The 25,474-nt window shown below is 74.6% G+C and carries 22 protein-coding genes; 12 read left to right on the forward strand and 10 right to left on the reverse strand.

The features are described 5' to 3' along the window. The first annotated feature begins 432 nt into the window (after positions 1-432). Both ADL22_RS18715 and ADL22_RS18720 read left to right on the forward strand, forming a co-directional pair. Positions 433-1,281, forward strand: coding sequence for a DeoR/GlpR family DNA-binding transcription regulator (locus ADL22_RS18715; RefSeq protein WP_066980754.1), 849 nt, complete (start codon positions 433-435; stop codon positions 1,279-1,281). Positions 1,282-1,343: 62 nt separating this feature from the next. Further along, positions 1,344-1,817, forward strand: coding sequence for an SRPBCC family protein (locus ADL22_RS18720; RefSeq protein WP_066980622.1), 474 nt, complete (start codon positions 1,344-1,346; stop codon positions 1,815-1,817). A gap of 71 nt (positions 1,818-1,888) precedes the next feature. Here the strand turns inward: ADL22_RS18720 and ADL22_RS18725 are convergent, their stop codons facing one another. Continuing rightward, the gene (locus ADL22_RS18725; protein WP_066980756.1) at positions 1,889-3,004 is read right to left on the reverse strand and encodes a PLP-dependent cysteine synthase family protein; all 1,116 of its coding nucleotides are present in this window, start codon (positions 3,002-3,004) and stop codon (positions 1,889-1,891) included. Between the two features lie 302 nt (positions 3,005-3,306). On the opposite strand from ADL22_RS18725, the gene ADL22_RS18730 reads away from it, so the two are divergent. The 4 genes from ADL22_RS18730 (at position 3,307) to ADL22_RS18745 (ending at position 5,764) form a co-directional block, all read left to right on the forward strand. Beyond that, a complete protein-coding gene (locus tag ADL22_RS18730) occupies positions 3,307-3,597 on the forward strand; it encodes a hypothetical protein (protein ID WP_066980624.1) in 291 nt (96 codons plus the stop codon). 175 nt (positions 3,598-3,772) lie between these two features. Further along, positions 3,773-4,273, forward strand: a complete 501-nt coding sequence (locus tag ADL22_RS18735) for an ATP-binding protein (RefSeq protein WP_066980627.1) — start codon at positions 3,773-3,775, stop codon at positions 4,271-4,273. A gap of 199 nt (positions 4,274-4,472) precedes the next feature. Beyond that, a complete protein-coding gene (locus ADL22_RS18740) occupies positions 4,473-5,189 on the forward strand; it encodes a TetR/AcrR family transcriptional regulator (RefSeq protein WP_079064251.1) in 717 nt (238 codons plus the stop codon). Between the two features lie 20 nt (positions 5,190-5,209). Continuing rightward, positions 5,210-5,764 carry a DUF4865 family protein gene (locus ADL22_RS18745; RefSeq protein WP_066980631.1) on the forward strand — a complete coding sequence of 185 codons (555 nt, stop codon included), beginning with the start codon at positions 5,210-5,212 and terminating at the stop codon, positions 5,762-5,764. A gap of 548 nt (positions 5,765-6,312) precedes the next feature. On the opposite strand, the gene ADL22_RS18750 is transcribed toward ADL22_RS18745, so the two are convergent. Then, positions 6,313-6,636 carry a hypothetical protein gene (locus tag ADL22_RS18750; RefSeq protein ID WP_066980634.1) on the reverse strand — a complete coding sequence of 108 codons (324 nt, stop codon included), beginning with the start codon at positions 6,634-6,636 and terminating at the stop codon, positions 6,313-6,315. A 215-nt stretch (positions 6,637-6,851) separates the two neighbouring features. Next, a complete protein-coding gene (locus ADL22_RS18755) occupies positions 6,852-8,078 on the reverse strand; it encodes an ROK family protein (protein ID WP_066980637.1) in 1,227 nt (408 codons plus the stop codon). A gap of 161 nt (positions 8,079-8,239) precedes the next feature. On the opposite strand from ADL22_RS18755, the gene ADL22_RS18760 reads away from it, so the two are divergent. Both ADL22_RS18760 and ADL22_RS18765 read left to right on the forward strand, forming a co-directional pair. Continuing rightward, complete coding sequence (locus ADL22_RS18760) at positions 8,240-9,541, forward strand: MFS transporter (RefSeq protein WP_420711574.1); 1,302 nt, start codon at positions 8,240-8,242, stop codon at positions 9,539-9,541. 312 nt (positions 9,542-9,853) lie between these two features. Continuing rightward, entirely contained in the window at positions 9,854-10,612 is a 759-nt protein-coding gene (locus ADL22_RS18765) for a maleylpyruvate isomerase family mycothiol-dependent enzyme (RefSeq protein ID WP_066980640.1), read from the forward strand. Between the two features lie 113 nt (positions 10,613-10,725). On the opposite strand, the gene ADL22_RS18770 is transcribed toward ADL22_RS18765, so the two are convergent. Together ADL22_RS18770 and ADL22_RS18775 are read right to left on the reverse strand one after the other, a co-directional pair. Then, positions 10,726-11,175, reverse strand: coding sequence for a hypothetical protein (locus ADL22_RS18770; RefSeq protein WP_234430767.1), 450 nt, complete (start codon positions 11,173-11,175; stop codon positions 10,726-10,728). 438 nt (positions 11,176-11,613) lie between these two features. Next, positions 11,614-12,231 (reverse strand): TetR/AcrR family transcriptional regulator, encoded by a 618-nt coding sequence (locus ADL22_RS18775; protein WP_066980648.1) that lies wholly within the window; start codon positions 12,229-12,231, stop codon positions 11,614-11,616. Positions 12,232-12,602: 371 nt separating this feature from the next. Here ADL22_RS18775 and ADL22_RS18780 point away from each other — a divergent pair, with 371 nt between their 5' ends. Further along, a complete protein-coding gene (locus ADL22_RS18780; protein ID WP_079064252.1) occupies positions 12,603-13,541 on the forward strand; it encodes a class I SAM-dependent methyltransferase in 939 nt (312 codons plus the stop codon). Positions 13,542-13,690: 149 nt separating this feature from the next. On the opposite strand, the gene ADL22_RS18785 is transcribed toward ADL22_RS18780, so the two are convergent. After that, entirely contained in the window at positions 13,691-14,971 is a 1,281-nt protein-coding gene (locus ADL22_RS18785) for a geranylgeranyl reductase family protein (protein WP_066980651.1), read from the reverse strand. 180 nt (positions 14,972-15,151) lie between these two features. Between ADL22_RS18785 and ADL22_RS18790 the strand changes: the two genes are divergently transcribed. After that, positions 15,152-16,513: a dipeptidase gene (locus ADL22_RS18790; protein WP_066980654.1), complete on the forward strand. Its 1,362-nt coding sequence runs from the start codon at positions 15,152-15,154 to the stop codon at positions 16,511-16,513. Positions 16,514-17,111: 598 nt separating this feature from the next. Here ADL22_RS18790 and ADL22_RS18795 read toward each other — a convergent pair. The 3 genes from ADL22_RS18795 to ADL22_RS18805 form a co-directional block, all read right to left on the reverse strand. Next, a complete protein-coding gene (locus ADL22_RS18795) occupies positions 17,112-18,146 on the reverse strand; it encodes an NUDIX hydrolase (protein WP_066980657.1) in 1,035 nt (344 codons plus the stop codon). Positions 18,147-18,501: 355 nt separating this feature from the next. Further along, complete coding sequence (locus ADL22_RS18800; protein WP_066980762.1) at positions 18,502-20,619, reverse strand: serine/threonine-protein kinase; 2,118 nt, start codon at positions 20,617-20,619, stop codon at positions 18,502-18,504. 447 nt (positions 20,620-21,066) lie between these two features. Then, the gene (locus tag ADL22_RS18805; protein ID WP_066980660.1) at positions 21,067-22,023 is read right to left on the reverse strand and encodes an ROK family protein; all 957 of its coding nucleotides are present in this window, start codon (positions 22,021-22,023) and stop codon (positions 21,067-21,069) included. A 324-nt stretch (positions 22,024-22,347) separates the two neighbouring features. Here ADL22_RS18805 and ADL22_RS18810 point away from each other — a divergent pair, with 324 nt between their 5' ends. Further along, a complete protein-coding gene (locus tag ADL22_RS18810) occupies positions 22,348-23,337 on the forward strand; it encodes a LacI family DNA-binding transcriptional regulator (protein ID WP_107116338.1) in 990 nt (329 codons plus the stop codon). Positions 23,338-23,389: 52 nt separating this feature from the next. Here ADL22_RS18810 and ADL22_RS18815 read toward each other — a convergent pair whose 3' ends face one another. Further along, complete coding sequence (locus ADL22_RS18815) at positions 23,390-24,682, reverse strand: DUF6986 family protein (RefSeq protein WP_066980666.1); 1,293 nt, start codon at positions 24,680-24,682, stop codon at positions 23,390-23,392. Positions 24,683-24,886: 204 nt separating this feature from the next. On the opposite strand from ADL22_RS18815, the gene ADL22_RS18820 reads away from it, so the two are divergent. Continuing rightward, positions 24,887-25,405 (forward strand): DinB family protein, encoded by a 519-nt coding sequence (locus ADL22_RS18820; RefSeq protein WP_066980668.1) that lies wholly within the window; start codon positions 24,887-24,889, stop codon positions 25,403-25,405. The last annotated feature ends 69 nt before the right edge of the window (positions 25,406-25,474 follow it).

The following is a 25,474-nucleotide window of genomic DNA, read 5'->3' on the forward strand; positions in this document are numbered from 1 at the left end:
GGGCGGTGCGGACGGTGGTGTGGCCGCGGTCTCCACTGGCTCTCCCCCGATGTCAGTGCGTGCGGTGCGGTCTGGTGCCCCTGGGGCGCGGTGGGCGGTACGCGGTGCGCGGTGCCGGGCAGGTGCGCGTCACCCGGCTTTCCGCCTCCCCGGGATTGTCTCCCCCGGAGAGTCTCTTTCCCAGGGAGCCTCCGCACCCCGCTCGCGGTTCCCGGGACCGTCGTTCCCGGGACGGCCGTTCGCGGGACGGCGATTGCCGGGGCGGCGGTCGCCACGACCGGCCGTTCGCCGGACGGCGGTTGCCGCGGCCCGCGGGCGGCCGGGCACCCGGCCCCGGCCCGCTGTCAGACCCTCGTGCGAGGATGAAGGCACCAGGAGCACAGGTGGCGGAGCAGGCGGCGGAGAGTGCCGGGCGGGAAGGGACGGGCCGCGGTGGGCGACAGTCAGAATCTCCTCGCGGAGCAGCGGCGGGCCCTGATCCTCGACGAGGTCAGGCGGCGCGGCGGCGCGCGGGTCACCGAGCTGACCCGCCGGATGGGCGTCTCCGATATGACGGTCCGTCGCGATCTGGACGCGCTGGCCCGCCAGGGCATGATCGAGAAGGTGCACGGCGGCGCTCTCCCGGTGAGCGACCCCAGCGCCCACGAGCCGGGCTTCGAGGCCAAGTCGGGGCTGGAGCCGGGCGCCAAGGCCGCGATCGCCGAGGCCGCGGCCGAGCTGGCGGTGCCGGGCAGCGCGATCGCCCTGGCCGGCGGCACGACGGCGTACGCCCTGGCCCAGCGCCTGCTGGAGGTGCCGGAGCTGACGGTCGTGACGAATTCGGTGCGGGTGGCCGAGGTGTTCTACGCCGCGCAGCGGGCGGCGGCCGGCGGCGGCGCGGGCCGGCCGCCCGCCGAGGCCCCGACGGTGATCCTGACGGGCGGGCTGCGCACCCCGTCCGACACCCTGGTCGGGCCGGTGGCGGACGCCGCGATCCGCTCGCTCCACTTCGACCTGCTGTTCCTCGGCGTGCACGGCATATCGGCGCGGGCCGGGCTGTCCACGCCCAATCTCGCCGAGGCCGAGACCAATCGCCATTTCGTCCGGTCCGCCCGGCGCGTGGTGGTGGTCGCCGATCACACCAAGTGGGGGACGGTGGCGCTGAGTTCGTTCGCCGCGCTGGACGAGGTCGACGTGCTCGTGACGGACGCCGGACTGCCGGCCGAGGCGCGCGCGGAGTTCGCGGACCGGCGGACGGAGCTGCTGGTGGCCGGCGAGCCGGCACCCGGTGCGGACGGCTGACTGGCTGTCAGCTAGGGTGGCGTGCGCCGAATTCCGGCCGGTCCCTCTGGAGGTGCTCGTCCATGTCCCGACGACTCCGCTCCGTCTCCCTCGACTTCGCCGCCACGGCCCCGCTGCGGCTGGTGTTCACCGCCGAGACCGCCGCGCCGCCCGCGGCCGTCTACGCCGCGCTGGCCGACGACGTCCCCGGCTGGGCCGAGTGGTTCTCCGGCGTCTCCGAGGCCGCTCCGGCGGACGGCGGACGGTGCCGCCTGGTGCGGCTGGCCGGCGGCACCCGCTTCGCCGAGACGATCATGGCCGCCGAGCCCGGCGCGCGCTACGCCTACCGCGTCGACACCACCAACGCCCCCGCGCTGAGCGCCCTGTTGGAGGACTGGCGGCTGACACCGGCGGGCAGCGGTACCCGGGTGCGGTGGACGTTCGCGGCGGACGGCACGGCCGCCTTCCGGTGGCTGATGCCGCTGGCCCGCCCCGCCATGGGCCGTGCCTTCCGCGACTCCGTACGCGCCCTGGACCGCCGCCTGACCGCGTCCTGAGACCGGGCCGCCTCCCCGGGAGCGCCCCGGGGACGGCGCCGCCGGCCCCGAGGAGCGCCCCCGCAACGGCCTCAGCCGTCCCACACCCCCGTGGCCAGAAAATGCTCGATCGTCCGGGCGTACGGGGCGATGTCCAGCCCCTGGGCGGCCAGCCAGCCGTCCGAGTAGTACTTGTCCAGATACCGGTCGCCGGGGTCGCACAGCAGCGTCACCACCGATCCCGTCCGCCCCCCGGCGACCATCTCCGCGACGAGCCGCAGCGCGCTCCACAGCCCGGTGCCGGTCGAGCCGCCCGCCTTGCGCCCGATGACCTGCTCCAGGGCGCGCACCGCGGCGATACTGGCCGCGTCCGGCACCTTCATCATCCGGTCGATCGCGCCGGGCACGAAGCTCGGTTCCATCCGCGGCCGGCCGATGCCCTCGATCCGCGAGGCGGTGACGCAGTGCGTGCTGGCGTCCCCGGTGAGCCAGCCGTCGAAGAAGCAGGAGTTCTCCGGGTCCGGGACGCAGATCCGGGTGTCGTACTGCATGTAGTGGACATAGCGGGCGATGGTCGCGGAGGTGCCGCCGGTGCCGGCCGTGGCGACGATCCAGGCGGGCTCGGGATAGCGCTCCAGCCGCAGCTGCTGGTAGATCGACTCGGCGATGTTGTTGTTGCCGCGCCAGTCGGTGGCCCGCTCCGCGTAGGTGAACTGGTCCATGTAGTGGCCGCCGGTCTCGGCGGCGAGCCGGGCGGAGACCTCGTAGACCGTCCGCGGGTCCTCGACCAGATGGCAGGTGCCGCCGTGGAATTCGATCAGCCGGGTCTTCTCGGTGCTGGTGGTGGCCGGCATCACCGCGATGAACGGGACGCCGATCAGCGACGCGAAGTACGCCTCGGAGACGGCCGTGGAGCCGCTGGAGGACTCGATCACCGGCTTGCCCGGGCGGATCCAGCCGTTGCACAGCCCGTAGAGGAACAGCGAGCGGGCGAGCCGGTGCTTGAGGCTGCCGGTGGGGTGCGTCGACTCGTCCTTGAGGTAGAGGTCGATGCCCCACTCCTCGGGCAGCGGGAAGCGCAGCAGGTGGGTGTCGGCGGTGCGGTTGGCGTCCGCCTGGACCTTCCGGACGGCCTCTTTGAGCCAGGCCCGGTACTCCGGATCCGAGCGGTCCACATCGACGGTCGGCAGGACCGGCGGGGCCGGCATGCGGTCCGCGGCGTCGGACCCGGGCGGGCTCTGCGGCTGGGGTGCGGTGCTCACCGGCGCGCTCCTCAAGGGGGTGTACGGCCCGTCCGGAAGGCCGGGCCGAGTCCGACTATAACCACCCGGCGCACGCTTCTCACCTGCATAAACATCCCTTTGAGGGGCCCCAAGACGACCCTGGGGGAAGGGTGTTGTGCGCCTCTGCGCCCCCGGAGGCACTGGTATGACCGGCGCGGTGGCGGCACACTTCTACAGGGGGGCGGTGGCCGGCACCCGCCCACGACATCATCAGGGGAGTGATGAGAATGGCGGACCAGGAGTATCAGGCGACCGGCGTGCGGATCGACCGCTCGCTGCGGTCGCTGACGAGAGCCGGCCAGATCCGCATCAGCGGCGGCCGGCTCTCCCTGCTGACGAGCTACGGCACGGAGATCGACAGCGCCCCGCTCGGCGCGGTCGAGGCCCACAAACCGCTCTTCGCGGCGCGCGACCGGGCGCTGGCCGTCCTCAACGGCAACCGCTACTCCCTCACCCTGGGCGGCGCCCGGGACCGCTTCCTGAAGGCCGTGGAGGCGGCGCGTCGGCCACGCGCGTGAACGCCGGCGGCGGCTGAGGCGGTGCGGTTGCGGCGGTGCACCGCCTGGACGACCCTGGACACGTATCACTGAGGGTTCACCAGCGGTGACGCTGTGGTGCAGCCGGCATCGCTGATTCCGATCTTCGCCCCTTCCCGGTACGGGGGGCGCCCGGCCTCATCAGGGAGTCGCGGTCGTGATCAGGCAGCCCAGCAGACACTGCACGGTGAAACTCCAGGCCGATCCGGTCCGCATCGGGCATGTGCGCAGAATCGTCTCGGCACAGCTGCGGTACTGGCACCTCGACGCCCTGATCGATCCGGCCGCCCTCGGCGTGACCGAACTCCTCGCCAACGTCCACCGGCACGCCCGCCCCAGCAAGCAGTGCACCGTCGAACTGTGCGTCCTGCTCGACCAGTTGACGGTCTCGGTGCGCGATCTCGACCCCCGGCTGCCGCACCTGCGCGCCGCCGCCAGCTGGGAGACCTGCGGCCGCGGCCTGGCCCTGATCGCCGCCCTCAGCGAGAGCTGGGGCGTGCGCCCGCACGACCCGGGCAAGGTCGTCTGGTTCACCCTCCCCGCGCTGACCACCGCGCCGGAGGAGGCCCGCGCGCACCGCACGCACTGGCATCCCGCCCCCTTGGCCGGCGCGGACGCCGACGCCCGGCCGCGACACCGGAGCGCCCGGGTGGGCTGAGGCCGGCCGGGCCGGACCCGCGGATACGTACCGGCCGTACGCGCGCCGCCGCCTCCCCCACCGCTACGCGGCCTCGCATCGCTACGCGACCTCGCACCGCTACGCGGTCTCGCACCACTCGGCGACCTGGCGCCGCTCCGTGTTCTTGCGCCACTCCGCGATCTTGCGTCCTGTAACTACTGGTACGTACAGTGGGCCCATGAGCAGCGAACGAGACACGGGGGGCCCGGGGGGCGCACCGCCCACCCTTCCCCCGGCCACCACCCAGGAACGCCTCGTCGCCAGCACCCGGGAGCTCCTCTGGGAGCGCGGCTACGTCGGCACGAGCCCCAAGGCGATCCTCCAGCACGCCGGCGTGGGCCAGGGCAGCATGTACCACCACTTCACGGGCAAGTCGGACCTCGCCCTGGCGGCGATCCGGCGCACCGCCGAGGAGATGACCGCGGCGGCCGAGCGGATCTTCTCCGGCCCCGGCACGGCCTACGACCGCATCGCGGCGTACCTGCTGCGCGAACGGGAGGTGCTGCGCGGCTGCCCCATCGGCCGGATGGCGCAGGATCGCGACGTGGTGCGCGACCCCGCGCTGCGGCAGCCGCTGGACGAGATGTTCGCCTGGCTCCGGCGCCGCCTCGCGGACGTCCTCGACGAGGGCCGGGCGGCCGGTGAACTGGCCGCCGGGCTCGACCCGGAGGCCACCGCGGCGAGCGTCGCGGCCGTCGTCCAGGGCGGCTACGTACTCGCCCGCGCGGCCGAGGACACCGCGCCGTTCGACGCCGCCGTACGCGGTCTGCTGGCCCTCCTGGCCGCGCAGACCGCCACGGGGACGCCCCCGGTTGCCACCGGGACGGCCTCGGTCGCCACCGGGACGGCCCCGGTTTCCGCCGGAGCGCCCCCGGCTTCCCGCCCCGCTCGCTGACCGCCCCGGAGCCCGCGACCATGCACGCCATGCAGTACACGATCACGCTGCCCGCCGACTACGACATGGAGATCATCCGGCACCGGGTACGGACCAAGGGCCACCTGCTCGACGGCTACGAGGGCCTCGGCCTCAAGGCGTACGGCATCCGGGAGCGCGGCACCGACGGCTCACCGGTCAACCAGTACGCGCCGTTCTACCTCTGGGCGGACGAGGACGCGATGGACCGCTTCCTGACCGGCGACGGCTTCCGCGGCCTGGTCCGGGACTTCGGCCGGCCGGCGGTCGCCAACTGGCGCGTACTGCACCACCGTTCGGGCCCGGCGGCGGACCGCCCGCCCCGCGCGTTCACCCGGCGCACCGTAGCCGTCCCGGCGGACGCGGATCTGGCCTCGGCCCTGGCGGATGCGCGCGCCGCGCACGACGAACTGGCCGCGACGGAGGGCGTCCACGCGACGGCCCTCGGGCTGGACCCGCGGCGGTGGGAGCTGCTGCACTTCACGTTGTGGGGTGGCGCCGACGAAGTCCCTCCGGGGGAGGGCGCGTTCCAGATCCTGCACCTGTCTACTCCGTAGGGGGCCGCCCACGTTGTCGGGTTTCCCGCCGCGGGGTGCGTTTCGTGTGCGCCTGCGGCGCATTGCTTGTATTCCGCTGCGCGGGGCTTTTCGGGTGCGGTGACGGGTCTCCGGGGGTGGTGTGTCGGACTGCTTCGCTTTACGTCCGACACACCACCCCCGGAGACCCGTCACCTCCCGTTTGGGGTCAGTTACCAGGCCGGTGGGGGCTGACGTGAGTGGGTCGGTGCGACTCTTCTCGTTGAGGGTGAGCGCCCGGAAATGACCACTGGGCCGCACCGGCCCACCGTGATCAGGCCCAACGGACAGAGAAATCCACCCCCCTCGGGAGGGGACGGGTCTGCGGGGTGGGGGTGTGCCGGACGTAAAGCGAAGCAGTCCGGCACACCCCCACCCCGCAGACCCGGCACGCGGCCGACCAGCCCCGCGCAGCGGACCCCATTGCGCCGAAGGCGCAACCCAACGCGCCAAAGGCGCGAGGCCCACGCGCCGCAGGCGCGAAAGAACAGCAACCCGCACGGCGGGAGAGCCAAAAACGTGGGAAGCGACTAAATGGCGTTGCAGCGAGACCCGACGATCTCGTTGTCGCCCCCCACGACCTCCTTGACGATTTCGCATTCGTAGAGCCAGCGCCTGCCGCCCGTCCTCATGATCAGAGTGTCTTCCATGGGCGCGTGGTTGATGTACAACCGCGTGCAGTCGTATCCGTCCAGGTGGCGCCAACGCGCGTCGTAGTCCAGGTGCCGGCACCGGTAGTCGCGGAGTGCGACAGCGCTGGACGCCGGCGCGGTGACTCCGATCGAAGCCACGGCGACGAGCCCCACGGTGACGGCGGCGATGACCGGACGGCGGACAAGTGATCGCAGGCTCATGGCGATTCCCTTCCTCTCGGCTCGCCGTGGCCCGCTTACCGCCGCCCCACGCAGCGCCGGGACCAGGCGAGAAACGACTCTCAGCATGGACATGCCCGGCACTCCGCCACAGAACCGGAAGCCTTACCGCCTATCACCCGAAAGTGTGACCTGCTCTCCCAACGCCCGCCGCTGACCGCCTACATGGCCGGCGAGCCGACGCGCGCCCGTAGGGCCTAGTGGGACTGGTCGAGGACCACCAGCGGATCGTCCAGCACCGGCTGCCAAGCCAACTCCGCCGCCCCCACCAGGCTGTTGTGATCCAGGCTGCACGGCAGAATCGGTACGCCGCCGCTGCGACCCCACAGGCTGCGGTCGGCGACGACCGCGCGGAGGCGTTCGGGGTCGGCCTCCAGGAGGGCGCGGTGCAGGCCGCCCAGGATGATGCGGTCGGGGTTGAGGATGTTGACGAGGCCGGCGAGGCCCAGGCCGAGCCGGTCGATGAGCAGGTGGGCGGCGGTGCGGATATCCGGGTCGCGGTACTCGTTCCGGAGCAGTTCGATCGCCTGGTGGAGGAGGGACACCTCGGGCCCCGGTTCGCGGCCGGCCGCGACCAGGAACGCCAGCGGGTCGGCCTCGACGTCGAGGCAGCCGCGGCTGCCGCAGTGGCAGGGCGCGCCCTCGGGGTGGACGGTGAGGTGGCCGACCTCCAGGGCGAGGCCCGAACTCCCGCTGTGCAGACGGCCGTCGAGCACCAGCGCGCCGCCGACGCCGCGGTGTCCGGAGGCGACGCACAGCAGGTGGCGGGCGCCGCGGCCGGCGCCGTGCCGGTGTTCGGCGAGCGCGCCGAGGTTGACGTCGTTCCCGGTGAAGCCGATCTTCTCGGTGACACCGGGGATGCCGGCGTCGGCCAGCGCCCGGAGGAACAGTTCGCGTACCGGGGCGCCCGAAGGCCACGCGAGGTGGAGGGGGTTGAGCGCCTCGCCGTCCGGTTCGGCGACCGCGGACGGCACCGCGAGGCCGGCGCCCAGGCAGCGCCGCCCGGTGTCGCGCAGCAGCGCGGCACCGGCCTCGACCACCTCGGCGAGGACGTGCGCGGGGTCCGCGGGGATGATGCCGCAGCTCGGCGTGGTGGCGACGATCCGGCCGCCGAGGCCGACCAGGGCGGCGCGGTAGCCGTCGGCGTGGATCTGCGCGGCCAGGACGACCGGGCCGTTCTCGTTGACGGACAGCCGGTGGGAGGGCCGCCCCTGGGAGCCCGCCGAGGCGTGCGGCCGGGAGTCGACGGTGATCAGGCCGAGCGCTTCCAGCTCGGCGGCCACCGCCCCCGCGGTCGCGCGCGTCACGCCGAGTTCGGAGGTCAGGACGGCGCGGGTGGGCGCGCGTCCGGTGTGTACGAGCTCCAGTGCGGGTCCGAGGGCGCTACGGCCCCGCTCCAGCCTGGTTGTCCGAGTCTGGGTCACGCTTCTATTCTGGCTTTGTGCCGACGCTAAACAAAATACGCATGGCCTTGGCCCGTCATCGACCCCCTTACTCCGGCAACCCCACCCATCAGCCCCCTTTCCCCACCAACTCGCCGAAATCCCGCATGGCTCGGATGGCCCGGATAGCCCGGATAACGCCAATGGCCTGGATAGCCCGGGCGCGCGGGCAGCGCGGCACAGCGGACCGCTTCGCCACCGGCCCCCGGCCGGGCGGCCCCCGGCTGCTCCGCCACCGCGCCGCGATCACCGCGTTCTTCGCGATGGACGGCTTCCTCTTCGCCGGCTGGGTCGTCCGGATTCCCGCGATCAAGGCGCAGACCGGCGCCGGCCCGGGGGCGCTGGGCCTGGCGCTGCTCGGCGTCTCGGTGGGCGCGGTGGCGTTCATGACGGTGACCGGGCGGCTGTGCCGGCGGTACGGCAGCCAGGCGGTGACGGTGGTCTCCGGGGCCGTGCTGGCGCTGAGCATCCTGCTGCCGCCGTTCGCCCGGTCGGCCACCGCCCTGGGGCTGGCGCTGCTGGTCTTCGGCGCGGCGTACGGCTCGCTCAACGTGGCCATGAACAGCGCGGCCGTCGAACTGATCGCGGCCCTGCGCCGTCCCGTGATGCCCGGCTTCCACGCCGCGTTCAGCCTGGGCGGGATGCTCGGCGCCGGCCTCGGCGGGCTGGTCGCCGGACGCCTCTCGCCCGCCGCCCACCTGGCGGCCCTGGCGGTGTGCGGACTGGCCACGGCGGCCGTCGCCGGTCGCGCGCTGCTCCGCACCCGTAAGGCGACCGCGCACGCGGCACCGCCTCCCGATCGGCACCCTTCCGAACCGTCGTCGTCCGCCGCGCCTTCCGGGCCGTCCTCCCCGTCGCCTTCCCGGGGCCCGGGGCGGGCCCGGCCCGGTGGGGGCGGAGCCGCGCGGCGGCTGGTCGCCGTCTTCGGCGTGATCGCGCTGTGCACGGCGTACGGCGAAGGCGCGCTGGCCGACTGGGGCGCCCTGCACCTCTCCCAGGACCTGGCCGCCTCGCCGGGGCTCGCCGCCGCCGGGTACGCGGTGTTCGCGCTGGCGATGACCGCCGGGCGGCTCTCCGGAACGGCGGTCGTCGAGCGGTTCGGCCCGGCCCGGACGCTGGCCGCGGGCGGCGCCACGGCGGCCGCCGGCATGCTGCTGGGGGCGCTGGCGCCGACCGCGTGGGCCGCCTGCGCGGGCTTCGCGGTCGCCGGCCTGGGCCTGGCCAACATCTTCCCCGTCGCCATCGCCCGGGCCGGCGCGGCCGGCGGTTCCGACGGCGTCGCGGTCGCCTCGACCATCGGCTACGGCGGCATGCTCCTGGGCCCGCCCGCGATCGGCTTCCTCACCGAGGCGTGGAGCCTGCCGGTCGCCCTCACCACCATCGCCCTACTGGCCGCAGTGGCGGCGGTGATCGCGTATGCGACGCGGGGGGCGAATCGGGGGTAGGCCCGGTCCTGCTCCTGGGGCGTCCCGTCCGTCGTTCGGCCGGTCCGTCGCTCGGCCGGTCCACCCTTCGCCCTTCGCCCTTCGGCCGGGCTTGCGTTGGTCCAACTACTGCCCCGCGCCTGGGACGTTGGCCCGCCCGCCGACCGTTGGGCCGGTCCGCCCTTCGGGCGCCCTACGCTCGTCCGTCCTCCGCGGAATGCGTGCGCGGCGGGCGGCGGAACGCATGCGACGCAGGGCGGGTGATGGCCCCAGCGCAGGGCAGCGCGAGGCCGGCCCGAGGCGTTGTCAGTGGTGGCTGGCACACTCGGAGGCATGGAGATCACAGAGTTCGTCGAAACGCTGCGGCTGGATGGCGGGTTGCTCGCGGACGCCGCCGAAGAGGCGGGGCCGGAGGCCCCGATTCCGGCCTGTCCCGAGTGGCGGATGCGCGATCTGGTCCTGCACACAGGGCGGGTCCACCGCTGGGCGACGGGGTTCGTGACCGACCCCCGGGACCAGCCGTATCCGCTGCCGGAGGCCCCCGAGCTGGCCGATGACGAGCTGGCGCCCTGGCTGCGCGAGGGCCACCACCAGCTCGTTCTCGCGCTCCACACGGCGCCGCGGGATCTGGCGACCTGGACGATTCGCCCGGCGTCGTCCCCGCTCGCGTTCTGGGCGAGACGGCAGGCCCATGAGACGTCGGTGCACCGCGCCGATGCCCAGCAGGCCGCCGGCGTTCCGCTCACGCCGCTGCCGGCCCCCTTCGCCGCCGACGGGATAGACGAGTTGGTGACGGGCTTTCACACCCACGAGCGCAGCCGCCTGCGCCCCGAGACGCCCCGGACGGTGCGGCTGCGCGCCACCGACACCCCCGGCGCGGAGTGGACGATGCACCTCACCCCCGACGCCCCGCCCCGCACGGAGCGGACGGCGGCCTCGGACGCGCCCGGTGGCGAGGCCGTCGACACCACGGTCGAAGGCCCGGCCGAAACGCTCTATCTGGCGGTGTGGAACCGCCTCCCCTGGGACGGCCTGACGGTCTCCGGCGACCCGTCGCTGCCGGCCCTGTGGCAGGAGCGGGGCGGCCTATAGGGACGGAGAGCGTGGGGGCCGCGTCCGGCAAGCACGGTGGAAAGCAGCCACGGGGCCGGGCCGGCCCGTCTCAGCCGAGCCGGCCCGGCCCCAACGAAGCTGACTCCGCCTGCTCAATCCCGGTGCCGCCGGTAATAGGAGATCGTGACGACGGCCAGCAGCGGCCCCCAGAGCAGCGGCGCGTAGCAGGCGTCCATCACGACGAGCGGCAGCCCGGTCGGAGCTCCGTGGGCTCGTCCGAAGCCGTGCGCGCGGGGGATCGTCAGCAGCATCAGGGCGGTCGCGCCGAGGGCGGCAGGAATCACCGCGGCCGGCGGCGCGACGCGTTTGCCCCCGATGAACGGCATCCAGCGCGGTACCACCTCGCCCCAGGGCTTGACCAGGCCGAGGGTGAGCAGCGCGAGTCCTTCGGTCCCCAGGCTCATCGCACCGCACATGACACTGAACCAGCCCGGAACGTCCAGCCCTTCGGTGTCGAACCCCACCGGGATGCCCAGTCCCATCGCGATCCGCCATATCCCGGACGGCACAGCGGTGAGCGCCGCGACGTGCGCGACCCGCACCACCCAACGGGCCGGCGCAGGCGTTGAATCCCCATGAACCACAGCAGCGGCAGCTGTCCCATGTGACCATGACCCGATGCTGTCCGGCGGGCCCACCCGCCGCATCATGCGCAAGACCAACCCGGCTCCCCCGCGCGGGGGAGGACACAGGGCGCCTTCGCCTTCGAGCAGAGAGCGGCCACACCTGATCATCCGCTCCCTGTTGCTCCCTCGATGGCCCCCGGCCTGCTGGCTGAGCATCTTCGAGGTCTCTTCGCAGAAGGTGTCGTGGCGCCGGAGCGTCACAGGACAACGAGCCTTTTCGCGGTCCCGGCGGTGTGCTGATGGGCGGTCGACAGACCACCGAGGTAGAGGCGGTAGACCCGGTCCCACTGCTGCCCCTGTCGGGCACGTTTCGCTACGGGGCACCGGTCCGAGTCCGGCACCGTTTGCCGTTCCTCAGCTGCCGGAGGGGCCGTCACCCGCCCCCGCCGCCCTGGCCAGCATCGCCGTGAGGCGCCGTGCCTGTTCGCGGGGTTCGGGAGCGCCGGCCCATCCGGTCATCAGCAGATGGTGGACCGTACCGACGAGGGCGAGCGCGATCGCCGTGGTGTCGGTGCCGTTCGCGAGCCGGCCGAGCCGCCGCTCGGCGTCCAGGTAGTCCGCGACCGCGCCCTGGATCGCTTCGTATCCCGGGGCGCCCGCCTGCAGCGCGGTGCGGATCCGTTCGGAGGCCGTGGGCCGGGTGAGGGCGAGGCCCGCGATCACCGGGCCCGCGGAGTCCAGGAGGGCGTCGGCGACGGTGGCGAGATTCTCCTCGACGGCGCCTTGTCCGGCCCGTTCCGGAAGGTGGGCGGCCTGCTCCGCGGTCCGGGCGAAGCGGTCCAGGCACAGCTCGGCCACGAACTCGTCCAGCCCACCGGCGAAGTGCGCGTGCAGCAGTCCCTTGGCGCAGCCCGCCTCCGTGGTGATCGCCCGGCTGGTCAGCGCGCCCGGGCCCTCCCGGGCCAGCAGCTGCTCGGCGGCGGCGAAGAGCCGTTCGCGGACGTCGGGGATGGCCACTCCACGCGGTGACATACGACCTCTCCGGGCTGGGGGTTTCACTCCGGTACTGCGGTGCAGCGGAGCCGCGGTGCTGTCCTACCGGACGGGGCGATTCGTTGCGGAGCCGGGACCGACCGATAACCGGAGACCGGCGACCCGGAACCGGGAACCGGCACCGGGACCCGTAACCGGCGACCGAGGGGATTCTCCCCGACGTCAGGCATTGCAGGTTTGGGCACCTGCCCATACTGTGCCACAAGCAGGTATGGGCAGGCGCCCAAACAGCCCTACCGACCTACCTACCTGCCGACTCGCCGACCTCCCTCCTCTTCCCCCTGCCGCCCTACCTGACATCCGCGCGCCTGCTCCCACCCCCAACCCCACCCACCGCCTGGGAGCCACCCATGCTCAACCACCCCACCAACACCTCCGTCCCCCCAGACACCTTTGCCCCACCCCTCAGCGACTTCCCCTCTCCTCTCACCACCCCCAACGCCCAGCAGGCGCGGGCCTGGAACGGGTACGAGGGGGAGCACTGGGCCGGCCACCAGGAGCGGTGGGACGCGGTGAACGGCGGATTCAACGAGCCGCTGCTCGACGCCGCGGCGATCGGCCGGGACGAGCGGGTGCTGGACATCGGCTGCGGCGCCGGCGCCACGACCCGGCTCGCCGCGCGCCGGGCTGCCGGCGGGCACGCGCTGGGCGTGGACCTCTCGGCGCCGATGCTGGCCCGGGCGCGTGCGGGCGCCGCGCGGGAGGGGCTGGCCAACGTGGCCTTCGAGCAGGCCGACGCACAGGTGCACGCCTTCCCGCCGGACGGCTTCGATGTGGCGGTCAGCCGCTTCGGCGTGATGTTCTTCGCCGACCCGGTGGCGGCGTTCGGCAATATCGGGCGGGCGCTGCGGCCGGGCGGGCGGCTGGCGTTCGTCTGCGGCGCGGAGGCCGGGGACAGCGAGTGGTTCCGGGCGCTGGCGGCGCTCCGCCCGTATCTGCCGATGGACGATTTCGGGGCGTCCGGCGACGGCTACTCCCCCGGGATGTTCTCGTTCGCCGACCCGGGGCGCGTCCGGGCGGTGCTGTCCGCTGCCGGATTCGCGGAGGTCGCGGTGGCGCCGGCGGTGGCGTACGGCGTCTGGGGCCGGGACGCGGCGGACGCGGCCGCCTTCCTGCTCGGGTCAGGACCCGGGCGGCATCTGCTGGCGCGGGCCTCCGCCGGGGACCGGGCGCGCGCCCGCGCCGCGCTCACCGAGGCGCTGCGCCGCCACGAGGACGGCGGCGCCCTCCGCATGCGCGCCACCGCCTGGCTGGTCACCGCCGTCCGGCCGGCAGCTGCCGCGCACTGACGCCCCGCCCCGCACCGCCACCGTCTGCCTCGCCGGCGCCGTCCGGCCGCCGGCTCGCGCCCGCTGGCCCGACCCGCCCCACTGCCCCCAGTTGGGCGGGATGTGGGGCGACGGCCGCAGGCAGGTGGGAAGCGATGGCCGGGTATCCGTCACCTCCGCCCGGCCGCCGCCTCCCGCCCCTCGGGCTCGTCCTGCGGGGCGGACGGGGCGGGCTCCCGGGACGCCTCGGCGCGGTCGAAGGCGTCCAGGGCGCGGCGGGCGATCGGGTGGGTGCGGACCAGTTCGGCGAGGGTGGCGGTGCCGCGGGTGATCTTCATGAACGCGCGCCAGGCGGGCCGGAAGCCCGTCAGTGCGGCGTGGAACATCCCGGGGCGGCGGGTGAAGACGGCCAGCAGCCGGCGGCCGACGCCCATCTCCACGCCCAGGCCGGCCTTGATGGCGAAGGCGTAGTTCAGCGCCTGGCGGCGGGCGTCGACGGCGTCCGCGGCCTCGGCGATCCGGACCGCCCACTCGCCCGCCAGCCGCCCGGAGCGCAGCGCGAACGAGATGCCCTCGCGGGTCCAGGGCTCCAGCAGACCGGCCGCGTCGCCGCAGACCAGCACCCGGCCGCGGGAGAGCGGGGAGTCGTCGGCGCGGCAGCGGGTCAGATGCCCGGAGGAGATCTTCGGCTCGAAACCGGCCAGGCCGAGCCGGCCGATGAAGTCCTCCAGATAGCGCTTGGTGGCCGCGCCCTCGCCGCGGGCGGAGATCACGCCGACGGTGAGGGTGTCGCCCTTGGGGAAGACCCAGCCGTAACTGCCGGGCAGCGGGCCCCAGTCGAGGAGCACCCGGCCGGCCCAGTCCTCGGCGACCGTTTCCGGAACGGGGATCTCCGCCTCCAGTCCGAGATCGACCTGGTCCACCTTGACGCCGACGTGCGCGCCTATCCGGCTCGCGCTGCCGTCCGCGCCGACCACCGCGCGGGCCAGCACCACTTCGCCGTCGGCGAGCACGACGGCGGCGGTCCGGCGGTCGGGGACGTTCGCCCCGTGCTGCTCGACCCGCGCGACGGTGACACCCGTCCGCACCCGGGCCCCGGCGTCCTTCGCCGACTCCACCAGCGCGGCGTCGAACTCCGGGCGGTTGACCAGCCCGAACAGCGTCTGCCGGGAACGGCGGGTGCGGGTCAGCTTGCCGTTGAGCGAGAACGTCACGGCGTGCACCCGGTCGCGCAGCGGGAGTTCGAAGCCGGGCGGCAGGGAATCGCGGGACGGGCCGATGATGCCGCCGCCGCAGGTCTTGTAACGGGGGAGTTCGGCTTTCTCCAGGAGCAGCACCCGGCGTCCCGCGCACGCCGCGGCATGGGCGGCCGAGGCGCCCGCGGGCCCCGCGCCGACCACCACGACGTCCCACACCTGCTCATTGCCCCCGGCTGCCTGCTCGCTGCTCACCTGTGCTTCCGCTCCCGTCCGATGCCTGGCTGCGCGTACCGCCCGCATCCTACGGGCCGCCTCCGGGCGGAGCGCCTGTGGGAAGATCGGGGCACGCAATCCCGTACGTCCGGCCCGCCCGGCTCACCCCGCCGGACGTGCGCCACGTACGTTCAACGCCGCGCCCACAAGGAGCGTTCCATGTCTGACAGCCCGCTCGCCCAGACCGTCGCCGCGCTGCAGCCGCGGGCCAGGACCGAGCTCGCCGAGCTGGTGGCCTTCAAGTCGGTGGCGGACTTCGCGCAGTTCCCGCGGAGCGAGAGCGAGGGCGCGGCCCGCTGGATCGCGGACGCGCTGCGGGCCGAGGGCTTCGAGGACGTGGCGCTGCTGGACACCCCGGACGGCACCCAGTCCGTCTACGGCCACCTCCCCGGCCCGGCCGGCGCGCCGACCGTCCTGCTCTACGCGCACTACGACGTCCAGCCGCCGCTGGACGAGGCCGCCTGGGTCTCCCCGCCGTTCGAGCTGACCGAGCGCGACGGCCGCTGGTACGGGCGCGGCGCCGCGGACTGCAAGGGCGGCGTGATCATGCACCTGACCGCGCTGCGGGCGCTCAAGGAGCACGGCGGCGTCCCGGTCGGCGTCAAGGTGATCGTGGAGGGCTCCGAGGAGCAGGGCACCGGCGGGCTGGAACGTTACGCCGCGGCGCACCCGGAGCTGCTGGCCGCCGACGCCATCGTGATCGGCGACGCCGGGAACTTCCGGGCCGGGCTGCCGACCGTCACCGCGACACTGCGCGGCATGACGCTGGTGCAGGTCCGGATCGACACCCTGGAGGGCAATCTGCACTCCGGCCAGTTCGGCGGCGCGGCCCCGGACGCGCTGGCCGCGCTGATCCGCGTCCTGGACTCGCTGCGCGCCGAGGACGGTTCGACGACGGTGCGCGGGCTGACCACGGACGCCGCCTGGGACGGCCTCCAGTACCCGGAAGCGGACTTCCGCAAGGACGCGAAGGTCCTGGACGGCGTCGGCCTGATCGGCAGCGGTACGGTCGCGGAGCGCCTGTGGGCCCGCCCGGCCGTCACGGTCCTGGGCATCGACTGCCCGCCGGTCGTCGGCGCGACCCCCTCCGTGCACGCCTCGGCCCGCGCCCTGGTGAGCCTGCGGGTGCCGCCGGGCACCGACGCCGCCGAGGCGACGCGGCTGCTGATCGCGCACCTGGAGGACGCCGCCCCCTGGGGCGCCCGCCTCACCGCCGAACAGGTCGGCCAGGGCCAGCCGTTCCGCGCCGACACCGGCAGCCCGGCGTACGCGTCGATGGCGGCGGCGCTGCGGGAGGCGTACGACGGCCAGGAGATGCAGACGTCCGGTATGGGCGGCTCCATCCCCCTCTGCAACGCGCTGGGCGCGCTGTACCCCGACGCCGAGATCCTCCTCATCGGCCTGAGCGAGCCGGACGCGCAGATCCACGCCGTCAACGAGAGCGTGTCCCCGGAGGAGCTGGAGCGGCTGTCGCTGGCGGAGGCGCTGTTCCTGCGGCGCTATGCGGAGGGGCGGGGCTGACGGTCCGCTGCGCTTGGCCGGCTTCCCACGTTGTCGGCTGTCCCGCCGCGGGGGTCTTTTCGTTCGCGCCTGCGGCGCATCGCTTTGATTCCGCTGCGCGGGGCTGGTCGGCAGCGGTGCCGGGTCTGCGGGGTGGGGGTGTGCCGGACTGCTTCGCTTTACGTCCGGCACACCCCCACCCCGCAGACCCGTCCCCTCCCGAGGGGGTCAATGAGACGGTTCGTTGGGGCTGGTGCCGGTGGTGCCCTGCGGGTCGTCGGTGGTTGGCAGCGCGGCCCGGGGGCCGTCGGTTGTGAGCTTGTGAACGCGGAATGTCCTATCCGCACGCCAGTAGGGGAAGCGGGCCGACAGGGCGCTTGCGGCGTTCAGCGCACCAGAGCATCGTTGGGCTGTCCCCACAGGTCCGCATCGATGGGGTAATCGGCTTCCTCGATCAGTGCCGTGGTGTGAATGAGCCGCAAGCGCCGATTGGCCGGAGGGGGCGGGGTGTCGGACGGACGTAGAGCGGCAGCAGTCCGGCACGCCTCGGCCCCATCCGACCCCTCGCCGAACCCCCCGTCGGGAAATCCGGCACCGCGGGGGCGCCCCATACGCGGGGCTACCCCACCGGAACGCCCGCCTCCAAGTGCAGCGGGCAGCCCCGTTCGCGGGCTCGTAGGGCCCAGTGGAGGCGGTTCCAGCGGATGGGGGGGAGGAGGGTTTCGGCCTCGGATTCGGTGACGAAGCGCCAGGCGCGGAGTTCGGCGCCGGGGAGGAGGAGGTCGTGGATGCGGTCGCCGGAGAGGGTGCCGCCGTCGTAGAGCAGGCGCAGGCCGCCGAAGCCGGGTGGGTTGGGGGCTTCCCAGTCGAGGACCAACAGGCGGGGGGCGCGGGGGAGTTGGATGCCCAGTTCCTCGGCTACCTCGCGGATGCCGGCGTGGGCGGGGGCCTCGCCCGGTTCGACGATGCCGCCGGGGAACTCCCAGCCGGGTTTGTACGTTGGATCGACCAGCAGGACGCGGTTCTGGTCGTCGAAGAGGAGGACCCCGGCGGCGAGGGTCTCCGCGGTGGGCTCGGGGGTCTGCACGATGTCGCACGCGCCGGCGCCGGTGCGGACGGCCTCGGCGATCCGCTCGGCGGTCTGCCGGGGCGTCAGCGCGGAGGTGTCCACGACGTGGGCGTCGCCCTTGAGCCAGTCCAGGGCCCGCGCGTAGGGTTCCAGGTGCTCCAGGGACCAGCGGCGTACGGAGGCGTTGGCGTCGGCGTCGCCGGGGATTTCCTCGCGGTTCGCTATGCGTTCGCGCAGGATCGTTTCCTCCGCATGGAGGAGGACATGTCGGACGGGTATCCGGCGCGCGGCGAGGGCGCCGAAGATCTCGTCGCGGTATTCCTGGCGCAGCAGCGTCATCGGCGTCACCAGCGGGCCCGGGACCTCGGTGAGCAGGGCGGCCGCGGTGTCCACCACCATGCGGCGCCAGGAGGGCAGGTCCTGGTAGTCGTCGACCTCTTCGAACCGCTTGGCCGGCAGCATCAACCGCAGTCCGCTGCCGAGGAGTTCGGGGTCGTAGAGCGTGCTTCCGGGAAGCAGGTCGAGCAGTTCATGAGCCGCAGTGGTCTTGCCCGCACCGAACGTGCCGTTCAGCCAGACGATCACGGTTTCCCCTCTTCCCTAGACCCAGGTGAGTTGCCCGCAACACCCTGCCACGGAAACGCTCCGGACCACGGCCCGCGCGCAGCACCGGGAACACCGCCTTGAGGAACACCCCGCACGGGGGACGCCGGTCCGTCTCCCCCGCCGCGAAGCCCCGGCAAACAAGCGCTCCCCCGCCCCTCCAGCACCGAAACCCCCACCCGCGCACGGCCTGCGGAGGGCCAGGCGGGGGCGGTACGTCGCATATGCCGGAGTCCCATCGCGCTCGTTCCGGGGGCGCGGGTCGGGGTCGGGGCGCGGGCCGGAGGTGCGGTTCCGCGGGGTCGGGGGCGTTGCGTGGGTCCGGCGGGAGGCGGGCTCAGCAGGTGCGCAGGCCCGGGACCGGCTGGTCGTTGTCGCCGCCGGTGAGGTAGACGACGCTGACGTAGACGCCGGAATTGCCGCTGTCGTCATCGGTCTTGGCCCACCAGACGTTGGTCCACTTCCCGTACGTCTCGCGGCGGCCCAGCTTCGCCTGGCAGTAGAAGTAGTTGGTGCCGATGTTCAGGTGCCCGACCTGCTGGAAGGAGGCGGTGTACGAGGCCGCGGTACGCCACACATCGCAGTTGGCCTTGCCGCCGCCGATGTCCACGCAGGCCGGGCCGTGGGTCGGGCCCCCGCCGCCGGTGCCGCCGCCAGTGGTCCCGCCGGCCGCGGCCCCGGACCCGCCGGTGGTGCCGCCGCCCGTCGTACCGCCGTGGGCCCCGCCCGCCGTGCCACCGCCGGTGCCGCCCTGGGTACCGCCCGCGGCCGTGCCGCCGTCGCGGCCGCCCTGCCGCCCGCCCGGACCACCGCCGGGGCCGCCCGCCCCGGGGGTCCCGGACGGCGAGGCGTCTCCGGAGGGCGTCGCCGGACTGCCGGACGCGGACGAGTCGTTGGCCTTGCCGTCGCCGGCCGTACCGCCCTTGGCGGCGGTCGCGGCCGCCCCCGGTGTGGTGGCCGGTACGGCCGGACGCCGGCCACCCGCGGTGTCCTGGCCCCCGGAACCACCGCCGATCAGCGCGTACGTGATCCCGCCGCCGGCCGCCAGGACGGCGAGCGCGGCCGCGATGGACACCAGCGCCCGGCGCCGGCGGCGGAGCGGTACGCGGGTGGTGTCGCCGTCCGGGCCGGGGCCGAGATCGGGGGTGTGGCCGGGGCCGAGGTCCGGGTGCGGGTGGGCCGGGTAGGGGCCGGGCGCGCCGGGGAGGGGGCCGGTGGGGCCGGTGGACAGAGGGCCGGTCACGGCGCCTGGGAGGCCCTGCCCGGCGTCCGGGCGGCCGCCGGGTGTCGGCGCACCTGTGCCGGACACAGATCCGCCCGGCCCCGACTGCCCGGCCGGGCCCGGTGCGTACGGCGTGGGGCCGCTATGCGTTCCCGGCCCGGCGGGACCGCCCTGGCCGCCCGGTGCGTTGGTACCGGGCGGCGGTGGTGCCGTCCACGGGCCGACCGGGCCCGGCAGCGGGCCGGCGCCGGACGTGGCGTCCGTCTGGGTCGGGGCGTACGGCATACCAGGCGCCGGGACGTACGGGGTACCGGGAGCTGGCGCGTACGGGGCGCCGGGCGCGGGGGCGTACGGGGTGCCGGGAGCCGGGGCGGGCGGTGGGGGCGCGACGCCCGGGTCGCGCCCCTCCGCGACCGCCTGGAGCATGGTGCGGGCCTGCGCCGCTGACGGGCGGTCGGCCGGGCTCTTGGCCATCAGGGCGTACAGGACGGGCGTCAGCGGGCCGGCGCGGCGCGGCTCCGGGAGCGGTTCGGTGACGATCGCGGTGAGGGTCGAGTACACCGACGTCCGGCGGAACGGCGCGCCGCCGCCCTCCACCGCCGCGTACAGCGTCATGCCCAGCGACCAGATGTCGGAGGCCGGGGTGGGGTCCATACCCTGGGCCCGTTCCGGGGGCAAGTAGTCGAGCGAGCCGACCAGTTCGCCGCTGCGGGTGATGTTGGTGGTGGCGCCGTCGCCGGGCGCCTCGATGCTGGCGATGCCGAAGTCGGTGAGGACCACCCGGCCGCCACCGGGGCGGCCCCACTTCTCCAGGAGGACGTTGCCGGGCTTGACATCGCGGTGCAGCACGCCTGCCTGGTGGGCGGCGTCCAGCGCGTCCATCACGGCGGCGCCGATGCGGGCGGCCTCCCGGGGGTCCAGCGGGCCGTGCGCGCCGATGGCGTCGTCCAGGGACGGGCCGTCGACCAGCTCCATGACGATGACCGGGCGGCCGGCCTCCTCGATGACGTCGTGGACGGTCACCACCCCGGAGTGCCGGATCCGGGCCGCGGCGCGCGCCTCGCGCTGCATACGGGTGCGCAGATCGGCGAGTTCGGGGGCGGAGGCGTCGGTGTAGGCGCGCAGGACCTTGAGGGCGACCTCGCGGCCCAGGATGTCGTCCTCGGCCCGGCACACCACGCCCATCCCGCCGCGGCCGATGCGGCCGGTGACGCGGTAGCGGCCGCCGAGCAGCCGGCCGGTGAGGTCGTCGTCGTTCCCGCGCCGAGGCCCGCTCTTGGCAGCAGCCGAGCGCGGAACGGCGCCGTCCGACCGCTCCGACCCCTCCGGCGTTCCGCCCGCCGGTCCGGGGCCGTTCGTCCCGCCCGGCCCGTTAGTCCCACCCGTCGCGCCGGGCCCGCCCGTCCCCTGCTGCTCGTGCTCCCCCGAAGTCACCCTGCCGATCCCCTCGCTGCCCGTCGCCACGCCGGCGGCGGCCCGTACACCGGCACACCGCGGCACCCGCTCCGCCCCACGGGCGGCCACCACCAGACTACGGGGCGTCGGTGACAGCCGGGCCCGGTCGGCCGGGTCGCCGACCCGTACGGGTCCGGGCTGCCCGGTACGGACTCCGGTCCCCCGGCCGTCGCCGCCAGCGGGCCACCCGCCCGCCGGCAAGGCGCCGTAAGGGCCCTACCGCCGCTACCGCCCCGCCGCGAACGCCGCCACCCGGGACCGTTCGGCGGCCGCTGCCGCCGCGCCCACGAGGCCGGCGTCCGTTCCGGTGCGGGCCGGGGCCACGGTCAGGCCGGAGACGAAGGAGAGCGTGGCGTACTCGCGCAGGGCGGACCGCAGGGGCGCGAACAGGACCTCGCCGGCGCCCGCGACACCGCCGCCGATGACCGCGATGTCGATCTCGACGAGGGTGGCGGTGGCGGCGATCCCGGCGGCCAGCGCCTGCGCGGCCCGTTCGAAGGAGCCCAGCGCCACCGGGTCGCCGGCGTGCGCCGCGGCGGCGACCGCGGCGGCGCTGGTGTCCCCGTCCGGGCCCGGCCGCCAGCCGTTGGCCAGTGCGCGGCGGGCGATGTTCGGGCCGCTGGCGATCCGTTCGACGCAGCCGCGGGCACCGCACGGGCACGGGTCGCCGTCGAGGTCGACGCTGATGTGCCCGATGTGGCCGGCGTTGCCCGAAGGGCCCGGGTGCAGGCGCCCGTTGAGGACGAGGCCGCCGCCGACCCCGGTGGAGACGACCATGCACAGCGCGTTGTCGTGGCCGCGCGCGGCGCCCTGCCAGTGCTCGGCGGCGGTCATCGCGACCCCGTCGCCGACCAGCGTCACCGGCAGGTCGCCGACCAGCGCGCGGACGCCGGCGACCAGCGGGAAGTCGCGCCAGCCGGGGATGTTGACCGGGCTGACGGTGCCGGCCGCGGCGTCCACCGGGCCGGCGCTGCCGATGCCCACGGCGGCCACCCGCGGCCAGTCCGGCGCGGCGGCCAGTTCGCGGACGACCTCGGCCACCGCGCGCATCACGGTGGCCCCGTCGCGGTCCGCGGGGGTCGGCCGGGCGGCCCGGACCAGGAGTCTGCCGCGCGGGTCCACCAGAGCGCCGGCGATCTTGGTGCCGCCGATGTCCAGCGCTGCGCTGAGGTCCGTCTGCATCGGTGTCGAAGTCTCCTGGTGAGCCCGGGGCCCGGGCCGCCCGCCCGGCGTGGGAACGTCAGTCTCGCGGGATTTGACAACGTTGTCCAGGGGCTATGCTCGTCGCCGCACACCGGCGCGCCCGGACGCCTTCCGCGGCCACCCACCGGCCCCGCCGGGCAGCCCGGACAGCTCGGACACCTCCGATAGTTCAGACAGACCAGATAGCCAAGACCACTCCAGATAGTCCAGATAGTTCCGACAGTTCAGACAGTCAGGACCGCACGCGTGAACGAGAACGCCCGCGCCACCGCCACCTCCCATCGCTACGGCACCCGTCCGACGATGAAGGATGTCGCGGCGCGCGCCGGTGTCGGCCTGAAGACCGTCTCCCGGGTCGTCAACGGCGAACCAGGCGTCACCCCGGACACCGAGCGCCGCGTCCAGGAGGCCATCGCCGCCCTCGGCTTCCGGCGCAACGACTCGGCCCGGATCCTGCGCAAGGGCCGGACGGCCAGCATCGGCCTGGTCCTCGAAGACCTCGCGGACCCCTTCTACGGGCCGCTCAGCCGCGCCGTGGAAGAGGTGGCGCGCGACCACGGGGCGCTGCTGATCAACGGTTCCAGCGCCGAGGACCCGACCCGTGAGCAGGAGTTGGCGCTGGCGCTGTGCGCCCGCCGGGTGGACGGGCTGGTGGTCATCCCGGCCGGTGACGACCACCGCTATCTGGAACCGGAGATAGCCGCCGGGGTGGCGACCGTCTTCGTGGACCGCCCGGCCGGCCGGATCGACGCCGATGTGGTGCTCTCCGACAACTTCGGCGGCGCCCGCGACGCGGTGGCCCACCTCATCGCCCACGGCCACCGCCGGATCGGCTTCATCGGCGACCAGCCGCGCATCCACACCGCCAAGGAGCGGCTGCGCGGCTACCGCGCCGCGATGGCCGCGGCCGGGCTCCCGGTCGAGGACTCCTGGGTCTCCCTGGGGTCCACCGCCCCGGACCGGGTGCGGGCGGCGGCCGCGGCCATGCTGGCCGCCCCGGAGCCGGTCACCGCGCTCTTCGCGGGCAACAACCGCGTCACGGTCACCGCCGTACGGGTCCTGCGCGCCCACGCCCGGCCGGTGGCCCTCGTCGGCTTCGACGACTTCGAGCTGGCCGATCTCGTCCACCCGGCCATCACGGTCGTCGCCCAGGACGCCGCCCAGCTGGGCCGGACCGCCGCCGGTCTGCTCTTCCGCCGCCTCGACGGCACCGGCGAACCCCCGCAGCGCCTGGAGATCCCCACCCGGCTGATCCCCCGGGGGTCGGGGGAGATCGCACCGGTGGCGGGGTAGGGCCGGCGGAGGCCCGCCGGCCCGTGACGCCCGGACCCGAACTGGCCCTGCCTCAGGCCGACTTGACCGGCGCGGTCCCCCGGCCCGCCAGCCCGTCCAGGTCCGCCCGGGTGAGCCCCGTCAGCTCGGCGACCTCGGCGGAGTCGACGGCGCCGCAGTCGAGGCCGCGGAGGAGGTAGCCGCTGAGGGCCTTGGCGGTGGCGGGCTCGTCGGCGATGTCGCCGCCGGCCTTGGCCACGTAGGCGGCGAGGCGGGCGGCGGCCTTCTCCAGGCCCTCGCGGTAGAAGGCGTAGACCGCGGCGTAACGGGTCGGGAGGTGGCCCGGGTGCATGTCCCAGCCCTGGTAGTAGGCGCGGGCCAGGGCGCGGCGGGTCAGGCCGTGGTGCAGCTTCCAGGCGTCGTGGACCTGGGCGGTGGGGCCGACCGGGAGGACGTTGGTGGAGCCGTCCGAGAGGCGGACGCCGGTGCCGGCGGCGGCGACCTGCATGACCGCCTTGGCGTGGTCGGCGACGGGGTGGTCGCTGGCCTGGTAGGCGGCGCTGACCCCGCAGGAGGCGCTGTAGTCGAACGTGCCGTAGTGCAGGGAGGTGGCGCGGCCCTCGGCGGCCTCGATCATCCGGGCGACGGTGGCCCGGCCGTCGGCGCCGAGGATGGACTGGGTGGTCTCGATCTGGATCTCGAAGCCGATCCGGCCGGGCGCGAGGCCGCGGGCCTTCTCGAACGCCTCCAGCAGCCGCACCATCGCGGTGACCTGCTCCGCGTAGGTGACCTTGGGCAGGGTGAGGACCAGGCCCTCGGGCAGGCCGCCGGCCTCCATCAGGCCGGTGAGGAAGATGTCCAGGGTGCGGATGCCGCGGTCGCGGACGGCGGCCTCCATGCACTTCATGCGGATGCCCATGTACGGGGCGGCGGTGCCGTCCCGGTAGGCGGCGGCGACGAGGGCGGCGGCGCGGGCCGCGGCCTCGTCCTCCTCGGCGTCGGAGCGCAGGCCGTAGCCGTCCTCGAAGTCGATCCGCAGGTCCTCGACGGGCTCGCGCTCCAGCTTGGCGCGGACCCGCTCGTACACCGGGCCGGCGAGTTCGTCGGAGATGCCGAGGACGGCGGCGAGCGCGCCGGCGTCGGGGGCGTGCTCGTCCAGCATGGCCAGCGCCTGGTCGCCCCAGGAGCGGATGGTGCCGGCGGCGAAGGCGTCGCCGGGCACGTAGACGGTGTGGACCGGCTGGCGGGTGCCGGGGTCGCCCGGGTAGCGCCGCGCCAGATCGGCGTCCACCTCGGCGAGAGCGGCGCCGATGCCCTCGCGTACGGTGTCCGCGAGGCTCGTCGCCACGGTCTCCTGCTGCCCCATTTCGGTACCCTCCCGGTGCTTGTGCCCGGTACCGCCATCGGCCCGGGCATTTCCGCGTAACGGAATCAACAATCCGTATAGCGAAGCTAACCGGGTCGTGTGGCGAGGTCAACACCTACCCGGCCGTGGCGGCGCAGGTCACCGCCGCCCACCGGCCGCGTAACTCGATGGCGCGGCCGCCCGCCGCGGCCCCAGAATCCCCCCATGACATGGACTGCACCCCCCGTGGAACGGCGTGAGCGGCCGACCGCCGCGGACGAGCGCGCGATGCTCCAGGGCTGGCTCGACCACCACCGCGACACCCTGCTGGCCAAGTGCGCGGGCCTGACCGCCGAGCAGCTGCTCCGGGCCGCCACCCCGCCGTCCGGCCTGACCCTGCTCGGGCTGGTGCGCCATCTGGCGGACGTCGAGCGGTACTGGTTCCGGATGCGCTTCACCGGCGAGGACGTCGGCGACCTGTACTTCACCGAGGAGGACCCGGACGCCGACTTCCACGGCGGCTCCCCGGCCACCGCGGCGGCGGACTTCGCGGCCCTGCGCGCGGAGATCGCGGCCGGCGACGCCGCGGCGGCCGGCCGCGGGCTGGACGAGACCTTCACCGTCCCCGACGGCCGGATCCTCAACCTCCGCTGGATCTACGTCCACATGATCGAGGAGTACGCGCGGCACAACGGGCACGCGGACCTGCTGCGCGAGGCGATCGACGGCGCGACGGGCTCCTGACGGACCGCGCACGGACCACCGGGCGCGGCCCCGTCAGGGACGCGCCGCCCATATGCCGAAGGCCCCGTA

It is taken from the genome of Streptomyces sp. NRRL F-4489 (assembly GCF_001509485.1).
In the GTDB taxonomy this organism is placed as follows: Bacteria; Actinomycetota; Actinomycetes; order Streptomycetales; family Streptomycetaceae; genus Streptomyces.

What these genes read in the sequence shown, in the direction of transcription:
- ADL22_RS18720 (WP_066980622.1), top strand. Translation starts at nt 1,344, where the DNA reads ATGTCCCGACGACTCCGCTCCGTCTCCCTCGACTTCGCCGCCACGGCC.
- ADL22_RS18725 (WP_066980756.1), bottom strand. Translation starts at nt 3,004, where the DNA reads ATGCCGGCCCCGCCGGTCCTGCCGACCGTCGATGTGGACCGCTCGGAT.
- ADL22_RS18730 (WP_066980624.1), top strand. Translation starts at nt 3,307, where the DNA reads ATGGCGGACCAGGAGTATCAGGCGACCGGCGTGCGGATCGACCGCTCG.
- ADL22_RS18740 (WP_079064251.1), top strand. Translation starts at nt 4,473, where the DNA reads ATGAGCAGCGAACGAGACACGGGGGGCCCGGGGGGCGCACCGCCCACC.
- ADL22_RS18745 (WP_066980631.1), top strand. Translation starts at nt 5,210, where the DNA reads ATGCACGCCATGCAGTACACGATCACGCTGCCCGCCGACTACGACATG.
- ADL22_RS18750 (WP_066980634.1), bottom strand. Translation starts at nt 6,636, where the DNA reads ATGAGCCTGCGATCACTTGTCCGCCGTCCGGTCATCGCCGCCGTCACC.
- ADL22_RS18760 (WP_420711574.1), top strand. Translation starts at nt 8,240, where the DNA reads ATGGCCTGGATAGCCCGGGCGCGCGGGCAGCGCGGCACAGCGGACCGC.
- ADL22_RS18765 (WP_066980640.1), top strand. Translation starts at nt 9,854, where the DNA reads ATGGAGATCACAGAGTTCGTCGAAACGCTGCGGCTGGATGGCGGGTTG.
- ADL22_RS18775 (WP_066980648.1), bottom strand. Translation starts at nt 12,231, where the DNA reads ATGTCACCGCGTGGAGTGGCCATCCCCGACGTCCGCGAACGGCTCTTC.
- ADL22_RS18780 (WP_079064252.1), top strand. Translation starts at nt 12,603, where the DNA reads ATGCTCAACCACCCCACCAACACCTCCGTCCCCCCAGACACCTTTGCC.
- ADL22_RS18790 (WP_066980654.1), top strand. Translation starts at nt 15,152, where the DNA reads ATGTCTGACAGCCCGCTCGCCCAGACCGTCGCCGCGCTGCAGCCGCGG.
- ADL22_RS18805 (WP_066980660.1), bottom strand. Translation starts at nt 22,023, where the DNA reads ATGCAGACGGACCTCAGCGCAGCGCTGGACATCGGCGGCACCAAGATC.
- ADL22_RS18810 (WP_107116338.1), top strand. Translation starts at nt 22,348, where the DNA reads ATGAAGGATGTCGCGGCGCGCGCCGGTGTCGGCCTGAAGACCGTCTCC.
- ADL22_RS18815 (WP_066980666.1), bottom strand. Translation starts at nt 24,682, where the DNA reads ATGGGGCAGCAGGAGACCGTGGCGACGAGCCTCGCGGACACCGTACGC.
- ADL22_RS18820 (WP_066980668.1), top strand. Translation starts at nt 24,887, where the DNA reads ATGACATGGACTGCACCCCCCGTGGAACGGCGTGAGCGGCCGACCGCC.